The following is a 14,348-nucleotide window of genomic DNA, read 5'->3' as shown; positions in this document are numbered from 1 at the left end:
ATTCCCATCTACGCTATCGATGGAAGCGGTAATCCCTCACGGTTTCCCGCTGGTTCCTGCTTCAGCGTATACTCTCTGGCATACTCCACAGGCGTGACTTCCCGCAAGCCCTGCGGTAGGGTTATAAGGTTTTCCTTCCTCATCGCTCTCATTAAAACATTTATCGCACCTACCAAATCAGCATTAGACGTAAAACCACACTTTTTGCATACAAATACCGCTTGGTTTTTGCGGTTTTCCTTATTAGTGTAATCACATAGAGGACAGGTTATAGAGGTGTTTTTAGCGTCAACTCTAACCAGTTTCCCCCCATTTCTCTGGAGTTTATACTCAAGCAGTTCAAAGAACCTACCCCACGCTCGAGAAAGAATGCTTCTGTTTAAGCCTGATTTAGCTTTTACATTACGTCCGGGGCTGTCTTTTGTGCCTTTTGCAGATTTGGTTAGGTTCTTAACCTTTAAATTCTCTACAGCCACAAAGCCGTGTTTTTTGGCTATGGCTGTTGTTATTTTATGTAGGTAATCGTTTCTCACATTTGCTATCTTAAGCCACATCTTTGCTATTTTTCTTTGGTGTTTTTTGTAATTATTAGAAAACGGTGTCTTATCTCCTTTTTTGGTAGGGTGTTGTTTTCTCGAGAGTTGCCTTTGGAGTTTGATTAGTTTTTTCTCATATTTACTTAAATCAAGAGGCTCGAAGTAACAACCGTTGGATAGTGTGATTATCTTTTTTACACCTACATCTATACCCACGGGGTTGGATAGATTTTCTTTAATTGATGTGTCTTTTTCGGTAACTACGCTTATATACCAGCCATCGGCGTATCTTTTAACTGTTACATTCTTTGGTTTGCCAACTATGTTTCTTGATTTATAAAACCTAACCCATCCTATTTTAGGTAAAAATATTCTATTGTTATTTATCTTAAAGCCTTGAGGATATCTAAAGCTGTCTGGCGATTTACCTTTCTTCCTGAAGTCTGGAAAAGATATACCATTGCCTTTGGTAAAAGCACTGTCTATGGCTTTGTATAAATCCTTTAAGGTTTGTTGTAGAATTTGAGAATGTGCTTCTTTTAAGAAAGCGTATTCTTCGGATTGTTTCCATAATTTAAGCATTCCCGCCATTTCGTTATAGGTAGGTATAGTAGCAGTATTTTTGTAATATTGTGGCAAGTGGATATTGATGATTTTATCTACCTTTTTTATATCAAGCTTTTGTTTTATTAAAGCAATAGCTTTATTCCATACAAACCTACAAGAGCCGGCAAATTGGGCGAACTTGTTTTCTAACTCTTCATTGGTCTTGAGTTTAAATTTAAAGGCTTGACATGTAATCATTGTTATATTATAGTATTGGTCTATGGAAAAGTCAAGTAAAATTAGAACTGGTAGGCATTGTGTTTTTCTTCTGCATGTGCATTTGGTCTTTGTAACTAAATACAGAAAGAGCGTATTTCAAAAGAAACACTTAGAAACCTTAAAGGAAATCTTCGCCAAAGTCTGTCAAGATTTTGAGGCAGAACTGATAGAATTAAATGGAGAAAGCGACCATGTCCATTTGCTTGTAAACTATCCGCCAAAGGTGGCAGTCTCAAAACTGGTAAATTCGCTAAAAGGTGTTTCTTCCAGAAAGCTAAAACAAATCCATCCTGAATTAAGGCAGTATTACTGGAAAAACGCTTTATGGTCTCCAAGCTATTTTGCAGGTTCCTGTGGTGGAGCTCCGCTTGAGGTTATCAAACAATATATTGAAACCCAGAAGACACCCACTACATCACCTACCTAAAAGAATGTGTCTTGTGGGTGGTGGAGGGATAAAATGGATAAGAATCTCTTAAAGCAAAATATCTTGTTGAGTCTAGTTGCTCATCTTTTGCAATATAATTTTTATAAGCAAGCTCCTGTAAGTTTATTAATTTCTGATTTATTTTATCAAATATGTTTTTATCAAAAATGCAATTTCGCATAATATTATTAAACAAATCGTATAAAAATAAATAAAACTGAGAAAAATCATTACTATTAAAAATATTCTTTTTATTTTTTAAAATGTAATTAACAAAAGATTCGTAACTATACCTATCAGAAGACGATACCTGTAATTTATTCACCTTTTTTGCTTTAATCGTAAATTCATTTTCATCTTCAAGGCTAAAAATACGGTATTCTACAACCTTTCCATTTTCATCTATTACTGATAAAGCAACTATTGATGATGTATCTAATACATTTGTAGTTTCAAAAGATAAAAAACCAATCATATATTATACACCTCTCTAATGTATTTATAATAACTCAAATTGAATATTATTATTCTGTCTCACTATATTTTCTTTTGTTTTTGTACCTGGTGAAGGTTTTTTTATAAATTTGTGTAAAAAACATTCCTGCATATGTGTTCCAAATACATTGTTTAATTCTGGATTATTAATATAATCATTAGCATTGTCTTTTATATATTTAAATAAATCATCAAACATAATTCTTACATTCTCAGTTACATTTACAAACGTTTCTTTTATTTTATACCCCTCTTTTTTATACTCTTTAATTCTGTTTCTAGTAGCATTGTTGATATATGCTAATTTTGCCGTTAAGTCATAATATTCAAAATACTTCTTCGTTTCAGTAATCCTATGTCCTCTACCTAAAAATTGTAACGGTGTAACTAGTGAATCTGAACCCTTGTTAGCCAGGTATAACATACAACGTATATTAGGAATATTATATCCAGTTGTCGCAACATCTGATACTAATGCAATTTTATATTTATCGTTTTTTAAACCTTCAATTAAACTATTACGTCTAACAGGTGATATTTTCCCATGGATAACAGTTACTTTATCCATAATATTTAACAATTTAATAGTATTTAATCTATCTAATAACAAATAAAGTAATAATAAGTGATCTATGTTATTAGAGTATAGAATTGTAGTTTTATCTTCTTTTAATGCTTTGTTTAAAGCTACATTTAAGGCTATTATATTCAAATCTTTATTAAAAATCACGTAATCATCGTATACTTTTAAATACGCTCTTAAGTACATTCTTTCAGGTGCAAAATTTCTATTAATTCTATAAGCTGTAAGAAGCTTTTCCTTATTGTTTAATATAGATGGGTTTTTCTTATATAATGTATTAGTAAATGATGTGTTATTAAAATAAATTACATTTATAGTTGTATCTGCAGATACCCCTTCTTTTACTAGATCAGATGTTTTTACTCGATAAAGTACATTTTTATATCCAAAACAACAATACATTCGTGTTACAGTTTCCTTACCCCTTTTTTCAAGGGTACCAGATACACCCAACATATAAGGAGCTTTACAAAGCTTAGCTAATTCAAACATGGACTGCCTGGAGATATCATGAATCTCATCAAAATAAACAACTTTTCTTGATAAAACATGATGAATGTAATTTATGACTTCTTTTGCTTTCTCATATTCTTCTTTACTTACTTTATCTTTGTTTTTAATTGTTTGTAATGCTCTTTTATAATTATTATAAAACATATCTGAACTAATTAAATATATCTTTGCATTCCAATTAATTTTAAAAGAATTAAACATGTAACAAATGTCTTTTCTTGGTTTTAATTCAAATACATTCAACACTAAATCACGAAATTGCTTCAATAAACCTTTTTGAGCTACTATATAAGTACCCTCACCGGCTTTACCTAATAAATCTAAAGCTACATAACTCTTACCATAATTAACTGCAGCTGCTACTAATCCTCTTCTATTTCTATATATTAATTTTAAATGCTCTTTTACAGAATCTCTAAAAGTTAATTCCGTTTTTAAAGGAAATTTATATTCAGTATTCTCATCAATGTAAAAGTTTAAATATTCTTCGCTTCTTTTATCTATTAGTTCATATGAAATATTATTACTTTCTAAATATTTTATAAAAATCTTATAAAAGCCAATTCCGGCTGTAAATCCTATATATTTGTTTTCTTTATTTTTAATAAAAGAATAATATCTATTAATACCGTCATATATTTTATTATTATTAGTTACAAAATCTAAATTACTGTTCATGTATTTAAAATTTGGGTTCTCATAGATACAATATTGTTCAAAAAACTCACGCATTAATTTATTAAATATGTGATTATCATATACATAAACAAAAAATCTATTTTCATACACTACTATTTTCATTCAGTTCTACTCCAATATTAATAACTATAAAAACCTAATTATAATATAACAAAAATAAATAAAAGTTTCATTTAAAAAAGCTGGTTTCTATTCAACCTTTTGTTTTTTAAAATGTATTTAAAATTTAATAAATTCACTGTAGCATAAGCAATAGGATGTAAACAATTATATAACATATAACTACGTACAAATGTATTATTATAACTAGAATCAGGTAGTACAGTTAGTAAAAATGTATTAACTGTCATTTGAGTTAATATACCACCGGCAGCAAACAATGCTAATTGTTTATTTGATAATTTACCTTGTTCCAATGTTATTTGCAGATAAGGGATATAGTAGCAAGAAGAATCGAGATATGTTGAAGTCAAAAGATATAGAAGATTTTATTATGCATAAAAAGGCAAAGGGCGGGAAATTAAATGAGTTACAGAAAGAGCTAAATAATTTGTGTAAACAGGTAAGATATAAAATTGAGCGTAGTTTTGGTACATTGAAGAGTCAGTATGGCCTAAATAGATCGAGATATATGGGTCTGCGTAAGGTGTTATATGAATTTCTGATGAAATCGATATGTTTCAACGTAACAAAAGCAATTAGATTATGTTTTTAAGGGTGTATTGCGCCCAAAATTAAGGATTTTAGATGATTTTGAGTTATTTGAGGAGGTGAACAAGGGATAAAAAGCTAAAAAGTAATAAAAACTGAGTAAAAAATTGAGCAAAATTTAAGAAAAATGGTGAAAATTGAAAAATATAGAAATTATGCAATAACCTTTATTAATATTGTTATTATTATATTTCTTATTTAGTATTTTAAATATACTGGAATAATTATAATATTTTTATTATATTAACTTTCTAATAATATATTATTCTATTTTACCAGTTATAAATACTTTTTTGGCTGCTTCTCCTATTGCATTTGTTGAAATAGCATCAACACAACCACCAACAATTCCTCCTACGATTGGGATTGCTTTACCTAAATTAATAAATCCTTTCTCACCAAATTTTGTAAGTAAACGGAAACCTACTTTTTTATTTATATCTTTTATTACATCACCTGAAATTTTTATTACTACTTTCTCAGCTATTTTATTTCCAATTCTAATTCCAGCTTGTCTTAAAACTTCTAAAAAAGCATTTCCACACAAACAAGCAAAAACCAAACTCTGTACTTTATCATCTTTAAGGTCATATCCACCCATAATTGCAATAGCTGCTACCATTCTAATATGAATAAAATAAACAGATGCTAGGTTAGCAGGAATTGTTGCAGGTAATGTAAGAACCCCACCCAATCCTGTAATAAAACCGGCTGTACCTGCTTTTGCAATTTGCCAACGAATTAAAGAATCAACTTTCTCTTCTAAAGTTCCCTTTTCTTTTAAATAGCTTTCTGCTAACTCATAAGCAGAATCCAAACCTGCAATTCCAGGATTTAAAGATTTTTCATATGCCCATTCTAGTGCATCCATTATAATACTTGTGGTAAGAACACTTTCTTTTTCACTCATATCTAATCCTCTTTTTTAATTTTTTTAATAACTTAGCTTACTAATTATTTAATAATTATATTATAATTATTTTTCTGTTTTTTCAACTACAACATATAATTAAATTTATTAGTAATTAACTATTATCCAGTAAAGCTTCTACATCTAAATTAATATCCAATAATTCCTTCTCTAAATTGAATTCTTCGAATCTAAAATTTATTTCGTTTAATACATGTTTTACAAAATTATTTAAATTATTACCTACTTTCTCCATTATTTCAGCATATCTCGGATATCTTCTAACACTATTTGGAAATAATTTACTAAATAATAATACTGCTTTCATATAACTAATATTTTCAGAATCACCACATCTTTCAGCAAATTCCTGTTGTAATATGTTAATAACAGTCTTATCATCTGCATCTGATGTTACAATTGCATATGTTAATGGCAGAGGACGTAATTTAACAAAACTTGATAAATGTCTATACGCATTTCCTAAATATTTATAATAAATATCATTGTAATAACCAAATTCACTCTTCAAATGTTTAATATGTTCAAGTTCTACATCATTAAAACCAAAAACTTCTTTGTAGTTTATTACGTCAGCTTCGTTTGATGCTAACACATATAAGTTCTGAATATTGTTTACAACAGCATCTCTAATAGGTGAATTACCTATATCTGCTGCCGTTTGTGTCAGTAAACCCATGCCTGCTCCATGCTTCCTCAAAGTCCTCATACCAGTCTCAATTACACGCTGTCCCAATAATGACTTTAGCGTTGACCAGACTTCATCTAAAGCTATGTCAGTAAAGCGAAATTTCTTGCTGAGGGCTGGAATGAATCCACCTGTCCCCAGCACAACATTCCATATATAACTATTAATAATTGCCAATGAAATTTGTGAAACTAATTCAGATTCTAAACCTTCAAAATCTATTGCCACAGCAGGTGAAGTAATTAATGGTTTCCTTACTATACCATCAAATAATGAACCATATAATTGTCCTTTAGTAAATAACTTAATAGAGGATAATACTTTATCATTACTTAAAAACTCACTCCACCCTGGTTCATTTCTTTTATTCAGTAAATAATTATATATATCACTAAATGTTACTTGAGCAGAAGCTTCACCTGTAGTTTCACTAATTACCTTATTTTTGTTAAAATCTATAAATAATAAGTCATCCAATAATTCAGTAAAATATCTAATAGCTATATTTTCATTTTCCATCTGACATATCGAACAAAGCAATGTTACCATAAACTCTCTAATAGACTGTTTATATTCATCATAATCATCTGTTCTTTCAAAAACATCAGGTGCAGCTAAAACAAATGGATTTAGTTTGTCCTTAATAGCTTCATAATTGTAAGATGTACGTAATTTTATATTCTGTCCATTTAAGAATTTAACAGCTCTAAAAAGAGCTCCACCTCTATCTACGAAAATAATTCTTACACCTTTACCATATCCTACTATATTCCTGTTTACTTGGAAAAATGTCTTACCAGAACCCGTAGCACCAATTACAGCATAGTTTTTAGCACCTGGTAATGCAAAATGATTTAAATTATATATACCTGAATAAGTTTCTACTATTAAACCTGGTTCAGTCATGCCTTCTGGTTCCTCGTACATAGGTAAAAATGCACCTATAGATGCTGAATACATAGGTTGATATCTTTCTAATAAATCCCACGCTCTAAATGTAAAAGGATAAGCACTATTAAAGAAAATTTCAGGCATAGAATCAGTTTCTTCTAATGCACTAACACCACCACCAATTTTTCTAAAATAATCAGTTTGTATTGTGAAAACTCTCTCATCTTTATAAACAATATTTCTAATATCTTTATCTTCTCTAGCTATTTTAACATACTCTTTATTTAATTTTACATCTTCAGCTTTAGTATTAATTGTAATACTGTTATCTTTTTTTAAAGAAATATATGTTTCAGTTATATGTTCGTGAGGAATGGCTTTACGTAATGTCACATGAGTCGCAACTCTAAATAAATCACCAAAACTTCCAAGTTGTGTATTTAATTCAGCAAATTTAAACATTTTTCTCTTTATTTCAACAGCTTCTTCTGAAAATAACCTTTTACCTAGAAATGGAATATCAACTAAAAATTCAAATGTTCTTCTATTCATGTTTATACGTTTTCTTGTTTCTTTTCTATCTTCTCTAAAAATACTCCACGTTACAGAGTAATCCCCTTTTAACCTTGCTAGAAAATCTGTTGGTAACATATAATTTGCTTGTCCAGGATCAGGTAAAGATGTTAAAGAATAGAGCTTTAATAATATATCGCAAGTTTTGTCTTTCAATTTATGATTTATCATATGACCATTATTATCAAAAACAGGCATATTAGGTGAAGGTACATCATAAACAATTAATTTGTCAGGTAATAATTCCATTTTATAAGGAAACAACCTTGTAGTTGGTGTAAGTGAATTATATTCCATTGCAGGTAATCCTAAAAACCTGTACAAAACACTTATAGTTTGATTTGCATCTAACAACTCACCACCAAAAGGTAAACTACTTTTTGCAGCTATCGCATGAGTTATTACATTTTTTAATATCTGATATGTAGTTTGGTTTAATAATTTATCTTCATCAAAATAATTTAAATTTATGTCTTCTATTAAATCATTTTGAGAAAAATTAAATTCCTTATAATTAGGATAATATCTTACAAATAAATAATATCTGTGTCTTCTAGCTTTTCCTATTATTTTATCTCTTAATAACTCTACGGTTCTTAAATTAAGAGCATTATAAAACTTTTCTAAATAATTTACAAATCCAGTTGAACTAATAAAGTTTTTTAAAAGTGTATCATACTCATATCTTAACTGAGCAATTTCTTTTTTCATTTGAGCTTTTTCTTGCTCATCAAAATCACCATAATTAATATTAATATTTAATTCATCTAAAGCACGTTTAATTTCGTCTATTTTATCTCCATAATTTTTAGCATAACTTTCATAAGCTTCCTTGTCTGTCTTAAAAAAGTTACTATTTAATAATTTACGCTCTAAATCACTGTAATCAAAATCAGGAGTATAAATATACTGATAAGTTGCTCCTGTATTCTTTGAAAAAGGAAATACTAATTTATCATAAAAAGATACAATTTTCTGGTAATTACTTTCTAATTGATCTAAATTATGTATAACTTGATAAGCACCTTTTACTTTTAAAGCAAAACCTATACTACCATCCGTAAAGAAAAATAACCCTAAAGTAGAATGTGCATCTCTATGATCTAACCCTACAAATCTATCTAATTTAAAATCTTTTATGTCTGCTATATTAAATAAGTCTAACATATTATTTATCCCTCAATTATTATTTATTTTATTATTATTTATTTTCTAGTTTTTTTACAAAACCTATATGCTCGCTTGTAGGATTTAATAAATGAACTCCTATACATAATGATTCATCATTACTAATAATATACTTAATTTCTCCATGCATATATTCTTTATAAGAATCTAATTTAATCATAACCATTTGATTAACATGAAAAAAGGCTGCATTTAATTCTGAATCTAATGTTATACCCATTCCGTGATAACTAATATCAAAACTATTACAATGAATAACATTATCATAAACTTTAATTATTACATCATCTTTGTACTTAATTCTTGGTTCTCTTCTTCTTTCTTTAATAACTTTTTTTATTAAATTATCATTCTTAATTTGATATTTTATTTTTTCTTTATCTTTTTGATTATTAAAAATACTTTTTAAAAATCCAATCATACATACCCCTTAACAAAAATATTTTAATTAACATATATTTTTATCGTTTATATGTATTATTATAACAAAAAAAATCTAATTTTTAAAAAATAATAAAAATTAATAATTTGTATTTGTATCAGTTGTAAAATTATATATCTCTCTATATATAATAGTTTTTTCGTAATTACTCCAATCAGCGTTATTATCAAAGTAATACTTTCCCAAAACACCATTAATTGTTAACGTAATCCTATCTACACCACTTAAAGCAGTTACTTGAGTACTTAATCTTGTATTATTTTGTACACATGTACCAACTCCAGATGGGACATCAGTTGTTATAGTAATTACATCACCAGATGAAGATACTATATAACTTTTACCACTTACATTTGTATTACCTACTTTTTTTAAATAAGTGCCATATAATTCAGAAGCATTATTTGGACCCCTACCCTTTTGAGAATAAAACATTAATGATGCTTCAGCAAAATTTTCTAATTCTTTTGTTACTGCATTGCATATTGCTATCATTTTTCTTTCATGATACGAACCCATTATCGTACCAATTAAAATAGCTAAAATTGTTAAAACTATAATTAATTCAATAAATGTATAGCCTCTGTTATTGCTAATTTTATTATTAATATTCTTATTTATACATATATTATTTCTAATAAATCTATTATTGTTTTTCTTATATAACATTAGTTCTACGACCACGGTTTCTGTTTTTTATATTACGTATACGACTAAAAGGAGTATTTTTAGGATCTTCATCTTTTATAGTATTTATATCATTAGATTCTTTCAAATTTTGTAATGATAAATTTTCAATAGATAATAAATCCACATCTTTATAATTATTAATATGAAATTCATTATAAATTACATTTTTTAATAAAATCTTAGGTGTCATTTTAGGTAATCTAAATGTAGCAGGATGTTTAGGTTTTACATAACCTGTTCTTATTTTTCGAATCTTTTCATTATACATGATATAACCATAACCATCATGCAATTGTCTTAAATCTTCTACTTTTAATTTATCAACTTCCCTTAAACTATATTCACGATATTTTGTTGCTACATTATCTAATATTCTAATATTGGATTCTTGTTTACTCTGTTCTACCATCATTACTTCTTTACCAGCAGCTTCTATAATTTCTTTTATAGTTTTACTATCTTCTAATCTAAGCACTAACTTAATAACTGTGTTACCTAATATTCTGTTCTTTTGTTCAGCATCACCTTTTACTTCAAGTGATGCAAACTCCTGAACAGCAATTAAAAGCGAAATTCCTAAAGACCTTGCTTGAGCTGCAATATCATTTAAACCAGGTGTCTTATAACTACCATACTCATCTAATATAACAAGAAATGCAGGTCTTGCTCTTTTTCTTAATTCCTCTTTTTTTAATTGTTCTCTTAAACCTTCTGGTGAATCCCCAAGCATCTTAGCACATGCAATTCTTATCGCAGTTACAACCATCATACCTATTGAACGTTTTGTTTCTTCACCTTTTTCAAGAGATGGAACTAATACATATAATAAATTATTATTTTTAATAATATCACTTAAAAATACATCTGAATATTTAGCTTTAAACACTTTACCATAAATGTTAGAAAAATCGTTAAGTGCTTCTGTAAACTGCATTTCAGCATAAGAATGCTGTCTTTTCATACTTTCAACTAATTGCCTATCCATTTTATCTAATTCAAGTGGACGATTAATATCTAAATCACCCCCAATAGACTTTAAATATGTAATAACAGGTATTTTAGCTGGAACAGTTAAACCTTTCTCTATGTAATCATTAGGTATCCAATATTTTGCATATTGTTTACTTGATTCAGGTATCTGTTCTATAGAAGGAGAAGCTACAGCTATTAAAGCTTCTAAGTGTATAATTTCTATTAAATCATCCAAAGTAATAACTTCACCTTTCACATCTCTTAAATAGGTTAAGGCCGATAAAGCAACCTTAATTAAGTTCATAGCTCTCATCATAAATACTTTGTTATCACCTGCACTCGACGTATCACCAATAGCAAGGTTTATAATCATATCAGCAATTTCAGGTGAGCTACCTTCCATTAGAAAATTCCAGGTAGATGAAGATGCAAAAGCACCAGATTTAAATGATAACAAAAAGATTTCATCATCTCTATTATATATTTTAGCTAAACTATAAAAATCCATCCATGTAGGGTTTTCAGATTTACCATCAACCATTAAAACCCCACCACCACGCTCTATCTGATTTTTACATAAATACATAATACTTGATGTTTTACCGGAACCAGTTGTACCAGGACATAACATGTGTCTCTTAATCTCATTATCAGGAAATGCTACAGGTAATTCAAATTCATCCTCTCCTATTCTTAAATACCAAGGCATATCAGGAACACCTAATAATTCTACCGGACTATAATCAATTTGTGCAATTTTTTTAACAATAAAAGGTATAAGTGCAACAAATACAAAACTTAATAATACAGTAAAAAATAAAAATGATGCTAATGAAGATAATAAAACAACATATAATAAAAAGAAATAAAGCCTTTTCTCCTGACCTTTAAGTTTATAACGTAACTTCTTAACTTCTCTTTCGTAAGTTTGTTTTACACGTTCTTCTGGATCAAAGTTACGATTTTTTTTAGCCAAGATATTTCCCCTAAGCTGTTTTAATTATATAAATAAAAAAGGGGAATACCCCCTTTTTTTATATTAATATTTATTATTTTACCGTAAATTGTGTTCTTAAAAGAAGAATAACAGCTCCACCTATTGCTGGTGATGAAGCTTTTAAAAGCCTTTTAAAAGCTGATTCTCTTCTAGCATCGTCATCGTTTGCAAAAAAGAATTCTCCAATTGCTTTGAATGATCCATACATAATGGCTAACCAACAAAGAATAGTTACAGCAGTACCAGTTACACCTTCATTTAATAAAGCTCCAAAAAATTTTTTAACTGGTGAAACATTCTTATCAGTACCACTTACTAATCCAGAATAATCAGGTTCTTCTGCATATGCCATTGTTAAACCAATAAGAAAATAGTTTACTCCAGTTAATATTAAATAATTAAGTTTTGAACAAAATTTTTTCATATTGTTTTACCTCCTTTAATTATTATTAAAATTATTATTACATTTAATAGTTTATTTATTATATATATAACAAATAATGTTTAATTTTTTAAATCTTAAGTAATAATTTTAATTTTTAATATTTTCCCATATAATAACATACACAGGAACACACTTGTTAGGTTCTATAATACTATCAACTTCTTTATTGTAAGAAATTTTATAATATTCAGGAAATATATTTTTAATATAATCTACATTTAATACCCAATAAGGAGTTGTTTTTTTGTTACAAAAATATGTTTTTAAACCAAATAACATAACAGGTACTCTTTTATCATTTCCTTTAAGTGCACTTTTAATAGTTATTATAGTAGAAGCAACAGTATATTTTTTTATCTTAATTACCCTATTTTTATCTTCAGATACAGTATAATCAGTATCTTTAACTGGTATATCTTCATTTAAACCGGCTAATGCTAATAATTGCTGATATGCTAATCTGTCTACAGCATAATTTACAACATCTGGTGAATCTACTCTTATTTGTTTTATATAACCCATAGGTTGGTTTTGTTTAGTGTGTATCTTATCAATTACTTTATATCTTGTATTAAACTGAAAAACATCAGTATTTTTATTAATTTTAACAATCTTAACAGCAAAAGTTAAAACCATTCCAGATACTAATTTTACATGTAATACCGTTTCTCTATTAACATTTGTTGTGGCCATTAATTTAATAATTTTAGTTTCTTCTCGGCTTTTAGGGTAAACTTCTAAACCTGATAACGAACTTTCTACAGTTTTTTCAGCTACGATATCAGGTAACTCAATTATAATAGGAATAGAAAAAGGTACTACTATAGGAATAACCTGACCATAATATTCAACTAAATAAGGATATTTTAAAGGTAAATCTGAAAATGATTGTGATTTATTATTTTGTATTGGAATAGGATCCGGTAAAACCAATTGTTGGGCATATAATATATTAAAATTTAATAAAATTAATAATAAAATAAAAAATAATTTATTTTTTAATACTCTATTTCTTTTCATATATATTAACCCCCTATTTCCTCTATAATAATATCATTTATATTATAACCTATTTGATTTTCTCCTTTATGTACATCACCTACAACTACAGCCATTTTAATAACATAACGAGCTTTTTGATGTTTTTCATTACTTAAAATATAAGCATCTCCTTCAATTTGAGTTAGAAATGATAAATCTCCACCTTTGCTTAAAGAATTATTCGTAATTTTGTAATTAAATGAGTTAGGATCCGGAACAAATAACATTACCCCATTAATTGTATTTAAATAATATAATTTATTTTCTAACCATTTTTTATATGTAGTTACTATTTGAGATGAATTGGTAAATGAAGTAATATATTTTAAATTGTAATAACTATTTTTAGGTACTATAGTTAACAAATTTGATACGATATTTTGCACAGACGATTGTATATACTTTTCAAGATTAGCATTTGCTTTAGCTCCCATATATACTGTATCACTTAATACTAAATATGGGCGGTGATTTACTTGATTAATAGCTGTCTTTAAAATAGAAAACATATAAATAGATGCTAAAAAAGAAATTAATATACTTAATATAAAAGTAACTAATAAAATTTTAAAACTAAACTTATACCTTAATAATTGATTAGTAAATATTTCATCTAATTGATTAAGCTCTTTAAAAGCTTCTTTTAGTTTATTTTCTTTACTATTTTTAATATTATCATTTTTAATAGATTCTTCCATTAC

Annotated in this window: 14 protein-coding genes; 2 read left to right on the top strand and 12 right to left on the bottom strand. The window is 27.7% G+C overall.

Annotated features, from left to right (window positions below):
• Positions 1 to 8: 8 nt before the first annotated feature.
• Positions 9 to 1,340 carry an RNA-guided endonuclease InsQ/TnpB family protein gene (locus tag DEFDS_RS11240; protein WP_013008876.1) on the bottom strand — a complete coding sequence of 444 codons (1,332 nt, stop codon included), beginning with the start codon at positions 1,338 to 1,340 and terminating at the stop codon, positions 9 to 11.
• A 22-nt stretch (positions 1,341 to 1,362) separates the two neighbouring features.
• Between DEFDS_RS11240 and tnpA the strand changes: the two genes are divergently transcribed.
• Positions 1,363 to 1,788, top strand: coding sequence for an IS200/IS605 family transposase (gene tnpA, locus DEFDS_RS11235; RefSeq protein ID WP_013008875.1), 426 nt, complete (start codon positions 1,363 to 1,365; stop codon positions 1,786 to 1,788).
• Here tnpA and DEFDS_RS11230 read toward each other — a convergent pair.
• From DEFDS_RS11230 to DEFDS_RS13070, 3 genes are all read right to left on the bottom strand, one after another.
• Positions 1,781 to 2,263, bottom strand: a complete 483-nt coding sequence (locus tag DEFDS_RS11230) for a hypothetical protein (protein WP_041224013.1) — start codon at positions 2,261 to 2,263, stop codon at positions 1,781 to 1,783. The genes tnpA and DEFDS_RS11230 overlap by 8 nt on opposite strands.
• 24 nt (positions 2,264 to 2,287) lie before the next feature.
• A complete protein-coding gene (locus DEFDS_RS11225; protein ID WP_013008907.1) occupies positions 2,288 to 4,180 on the bottom strand; it encodes a DEAD/DEAH box helicase in 1,893 nt (630 codons plus the stop codon).
• A 71-nt stretch (positions 4,181 to 4,251) separates the two neighbouring features.
• Complete coding sequence (locus tag DEFDS_RS13070) at positions 4,252 to 4,551, bottom strand: hypothetical protein (protein WP_162527618.1); 300 nt, start codon at positions 4,549 to 4,551, stop codon at positions 4,252 to 4,254.
• Here DEFDS_RS13070 and DEFDS_RS11220 point away from each other — a divergent pair.
• The gene (locus tag DEFDS_RS11220) at positions 4,539 to 4,793 is read left to right on the top strand and encodes a transposase (RefSeq protein WP_231841050.1); all 255 of its coding nucleotides are present in this window, start codon (positions 4,539 to 4,541) and stop codon (positions 4,791 to 4,793) included. The genes DEFDS_RS13070 and DEFDS_RS11220 overlap by 13 nt on opposite strands.
• A 258-nt stretch (positions 4,794 to 5,051) precedes the next feature.
• On the opposite strand, the gene DEFDS_RS11215 is transcribed toward DEFDS_RS11220, so the two are convergent.
• From DEFDS_RS11215 to DEFDS_RS11180, 8 genes are all read right to left on the bottom strand, one after another.
• Entirely contained in the window at positions 5,052 to 5,699 is a 648-nt protein-coding gene (locus tag DEFDS_RS11215) for an EcsC family protein (RefSeq protein WP_013008906.1), read from the bottom strand.
• Between the two features lie 115 nt (positions 5,700 to 5,814).
• On the bottom strand, positions 5,815 to 9,039 hold the full coding sequence (locus DEFDS_RS11210; protein WP_013008905.1) for a hypothetical protein: 3,225 nt from the start codon (positions 9,037 to 9,039) through the stop codon (positions 5,815 to 5,817).
• Between the two features lie 34 nt (positions 9,040 to 9,073).
• Positions 9,074 to 9,481 (bottom strand): PilZ domain-containing protein, encoded by a 408-nt coding sequence (locus tag DEFDS_RS11205; RefSeq protein ID WP_013008904.1) that lies wholly within the window; start codon positions 9,479 to 9,481, stop codon positions 9,074 to 9,076.
• Between the two features lie 99 nt (positions 9,482 to 9,580).
• On the bottom strand, positions 9,581 to 10,171 hold the full coding sequence (locus tag DEFDS_RS11200; protein WP_013008903.1) for a competence type IV pilus major pilin ComGC: 591 nt from the start codon (positions 10,169 to 10,171) through the stop codon (positions 9,581 to 9,583).
• Positions 10,161 to 12,140, bottom strand: coding sequence for a type IV secretory system conjugative DNA transfer family protein (locus DEFDS_RS11195; RefSeq protein ID WP_013008902.1), 1,980 nt, complete (start codon positions 12,138 to 12,140; stop codon positions 10,161 to 10,163). Before DEFDS_RS11195 ends, DEFDS_RS11200 begins: the two co-directional genes overlap by 11 nt.
• 73 nt (positions 12,141 to 12,213) lie before the next feature.
• Positions 12,214 to 12,585 (bottom strand): hypothetical protein, encoded by a 372-nt coding sequence (locus tag DEFDS_RS11190; protein ID WP_013008901.1) that lies wholly within the window; start codon positions 12,583 to 12,585, stop codon positions 12,214 to 12,216.
• 108 nt (positions 12,586 to 12,693) lie between these two features.
• On the bottom strand, positions 12,694 to 13,626 hold the full coding sequence (locus DEFDS_RS11185) for a hypothetical protein (RefSeq protein ID WP_013008900.1): 933 nt from the start codon (positions 13,624 to 13,626) through the stop codon (positions 12,694 to 12,696).
• 5 nt (positions 13,627 to 13,631) lie between these two features.
• Entirely contained in the window at positions 13,632 to 14,345 is a 714-nt protein-coding gene (locus DEFDS_RS11180; protein ID WP_013008899.1) for a hypothetical protein, read from the bottom strand.
• Positions 14,346 to 14,348: the final 3 nt, after the last annotated feature.

The organism is Deferribacter desulfuricans SSM1, assembly GCF_000010985.1.
In the GTDB taxonomy this organism is placed as follows: domain Bacteria; phylum Chrysiogenota; class Deferribacteres; order Deferribacterales; family Deferribacteraceae; genus Deferribacter; species Deferribacter desulfuricans.
Note: the sequence above shows the minus strand (reverse complement) of the source record. Positions and strands in the feature narration are given on the sequence as shown.

Excerpts from the sequence above, each read along its gene's own strand:
- DEFDS_RS11205 (WP_013008904.1), bottom strand. The coding sequence starts at position 9,481 with ATGATTGGATTTTTAAAAAGTATTTTTAATAATCAAAAAGATAAAGAA.
- DEFDS_RS11210 (WP_013008905.1), bottom strand. The coding sequence starts at position 9,039 with ATGTTAGACTTATTTAATATAGCAGACATAAAAGATTTTAAATTAGAT.
- DEFDS_RS11225 (WP_013008907.1), bottom strand. The coding sequence starts at position 4,180 with ATGAAAATAGTAGTGTATGAAAATAGATTTTTTGTTTATGTATATGAT.
- DEFDS_RS11240 (WP_013008876.1), bottom strand. The coding sequence starts at position 1,340 with ATGATTACATGTCAAGCCTTTAAATTTAAACTCAAGACCAATGAAGAG.
- DEFDS_RS11180 (WP_013008899.1), bottom strand. The coding sequence starts at position 14,345 with ATGGAAGAATCTATTAAAAATGATAATATTAAAAATAGTAAAGAAAAT.
- DEFDS_RS11185 (WP_013008900.1), bottom strand. The coding sequence starts at position 13,626 with ATGAAAAGAAATAGAGTATTAAAAAATAAATTATTTTTTATTTTATTA.
- DEFDS_RS11220 (WP_231841050.1), top strand. The coding sequence starts at position 4,539 with ATGTTGAAGTCAAAAGATATAGAAGATTTTATTATGCATAAAAAGGCA.
- tnpA (WP_013008875.1), top strand. The coding sequence starts at position 1,363 with ATGGAAAAGTCAAGTAAAATTAGAACTGGTAGGCATTGTGTTTTTCTT.
- DEFDS_RS11200 (WP_013008903.1), bottom strand. The coding sequence starts at position 10,171 with ATGTTATATAAGAAAAACAATAATAGATTTATTAGAAATAATATATGT.
- DEFDS_RS11215 (WP_013008906.1), bottom strand. The coding sequence starts at position 5,699 with ATGAGTGAAAAAGAAAGTGTTCTTACCACAAGTATTATAATGGATGCA.
- DEFDS_RS11190 (WP_013008901.1), bottom strand. The coding sequence starts at position 12,585 with ATGAAAAAATTTTGTTCAAAACTTAATTATTTAATATTAACTGGAGTA.
- DEFDS_RS11230 (WP_041224013.1), bottom strand. The coding sequence starts at position 2,263 with ATGATTGGTTTTTTATCTTTTGAAACTACAAATGTATTAGATACATCA.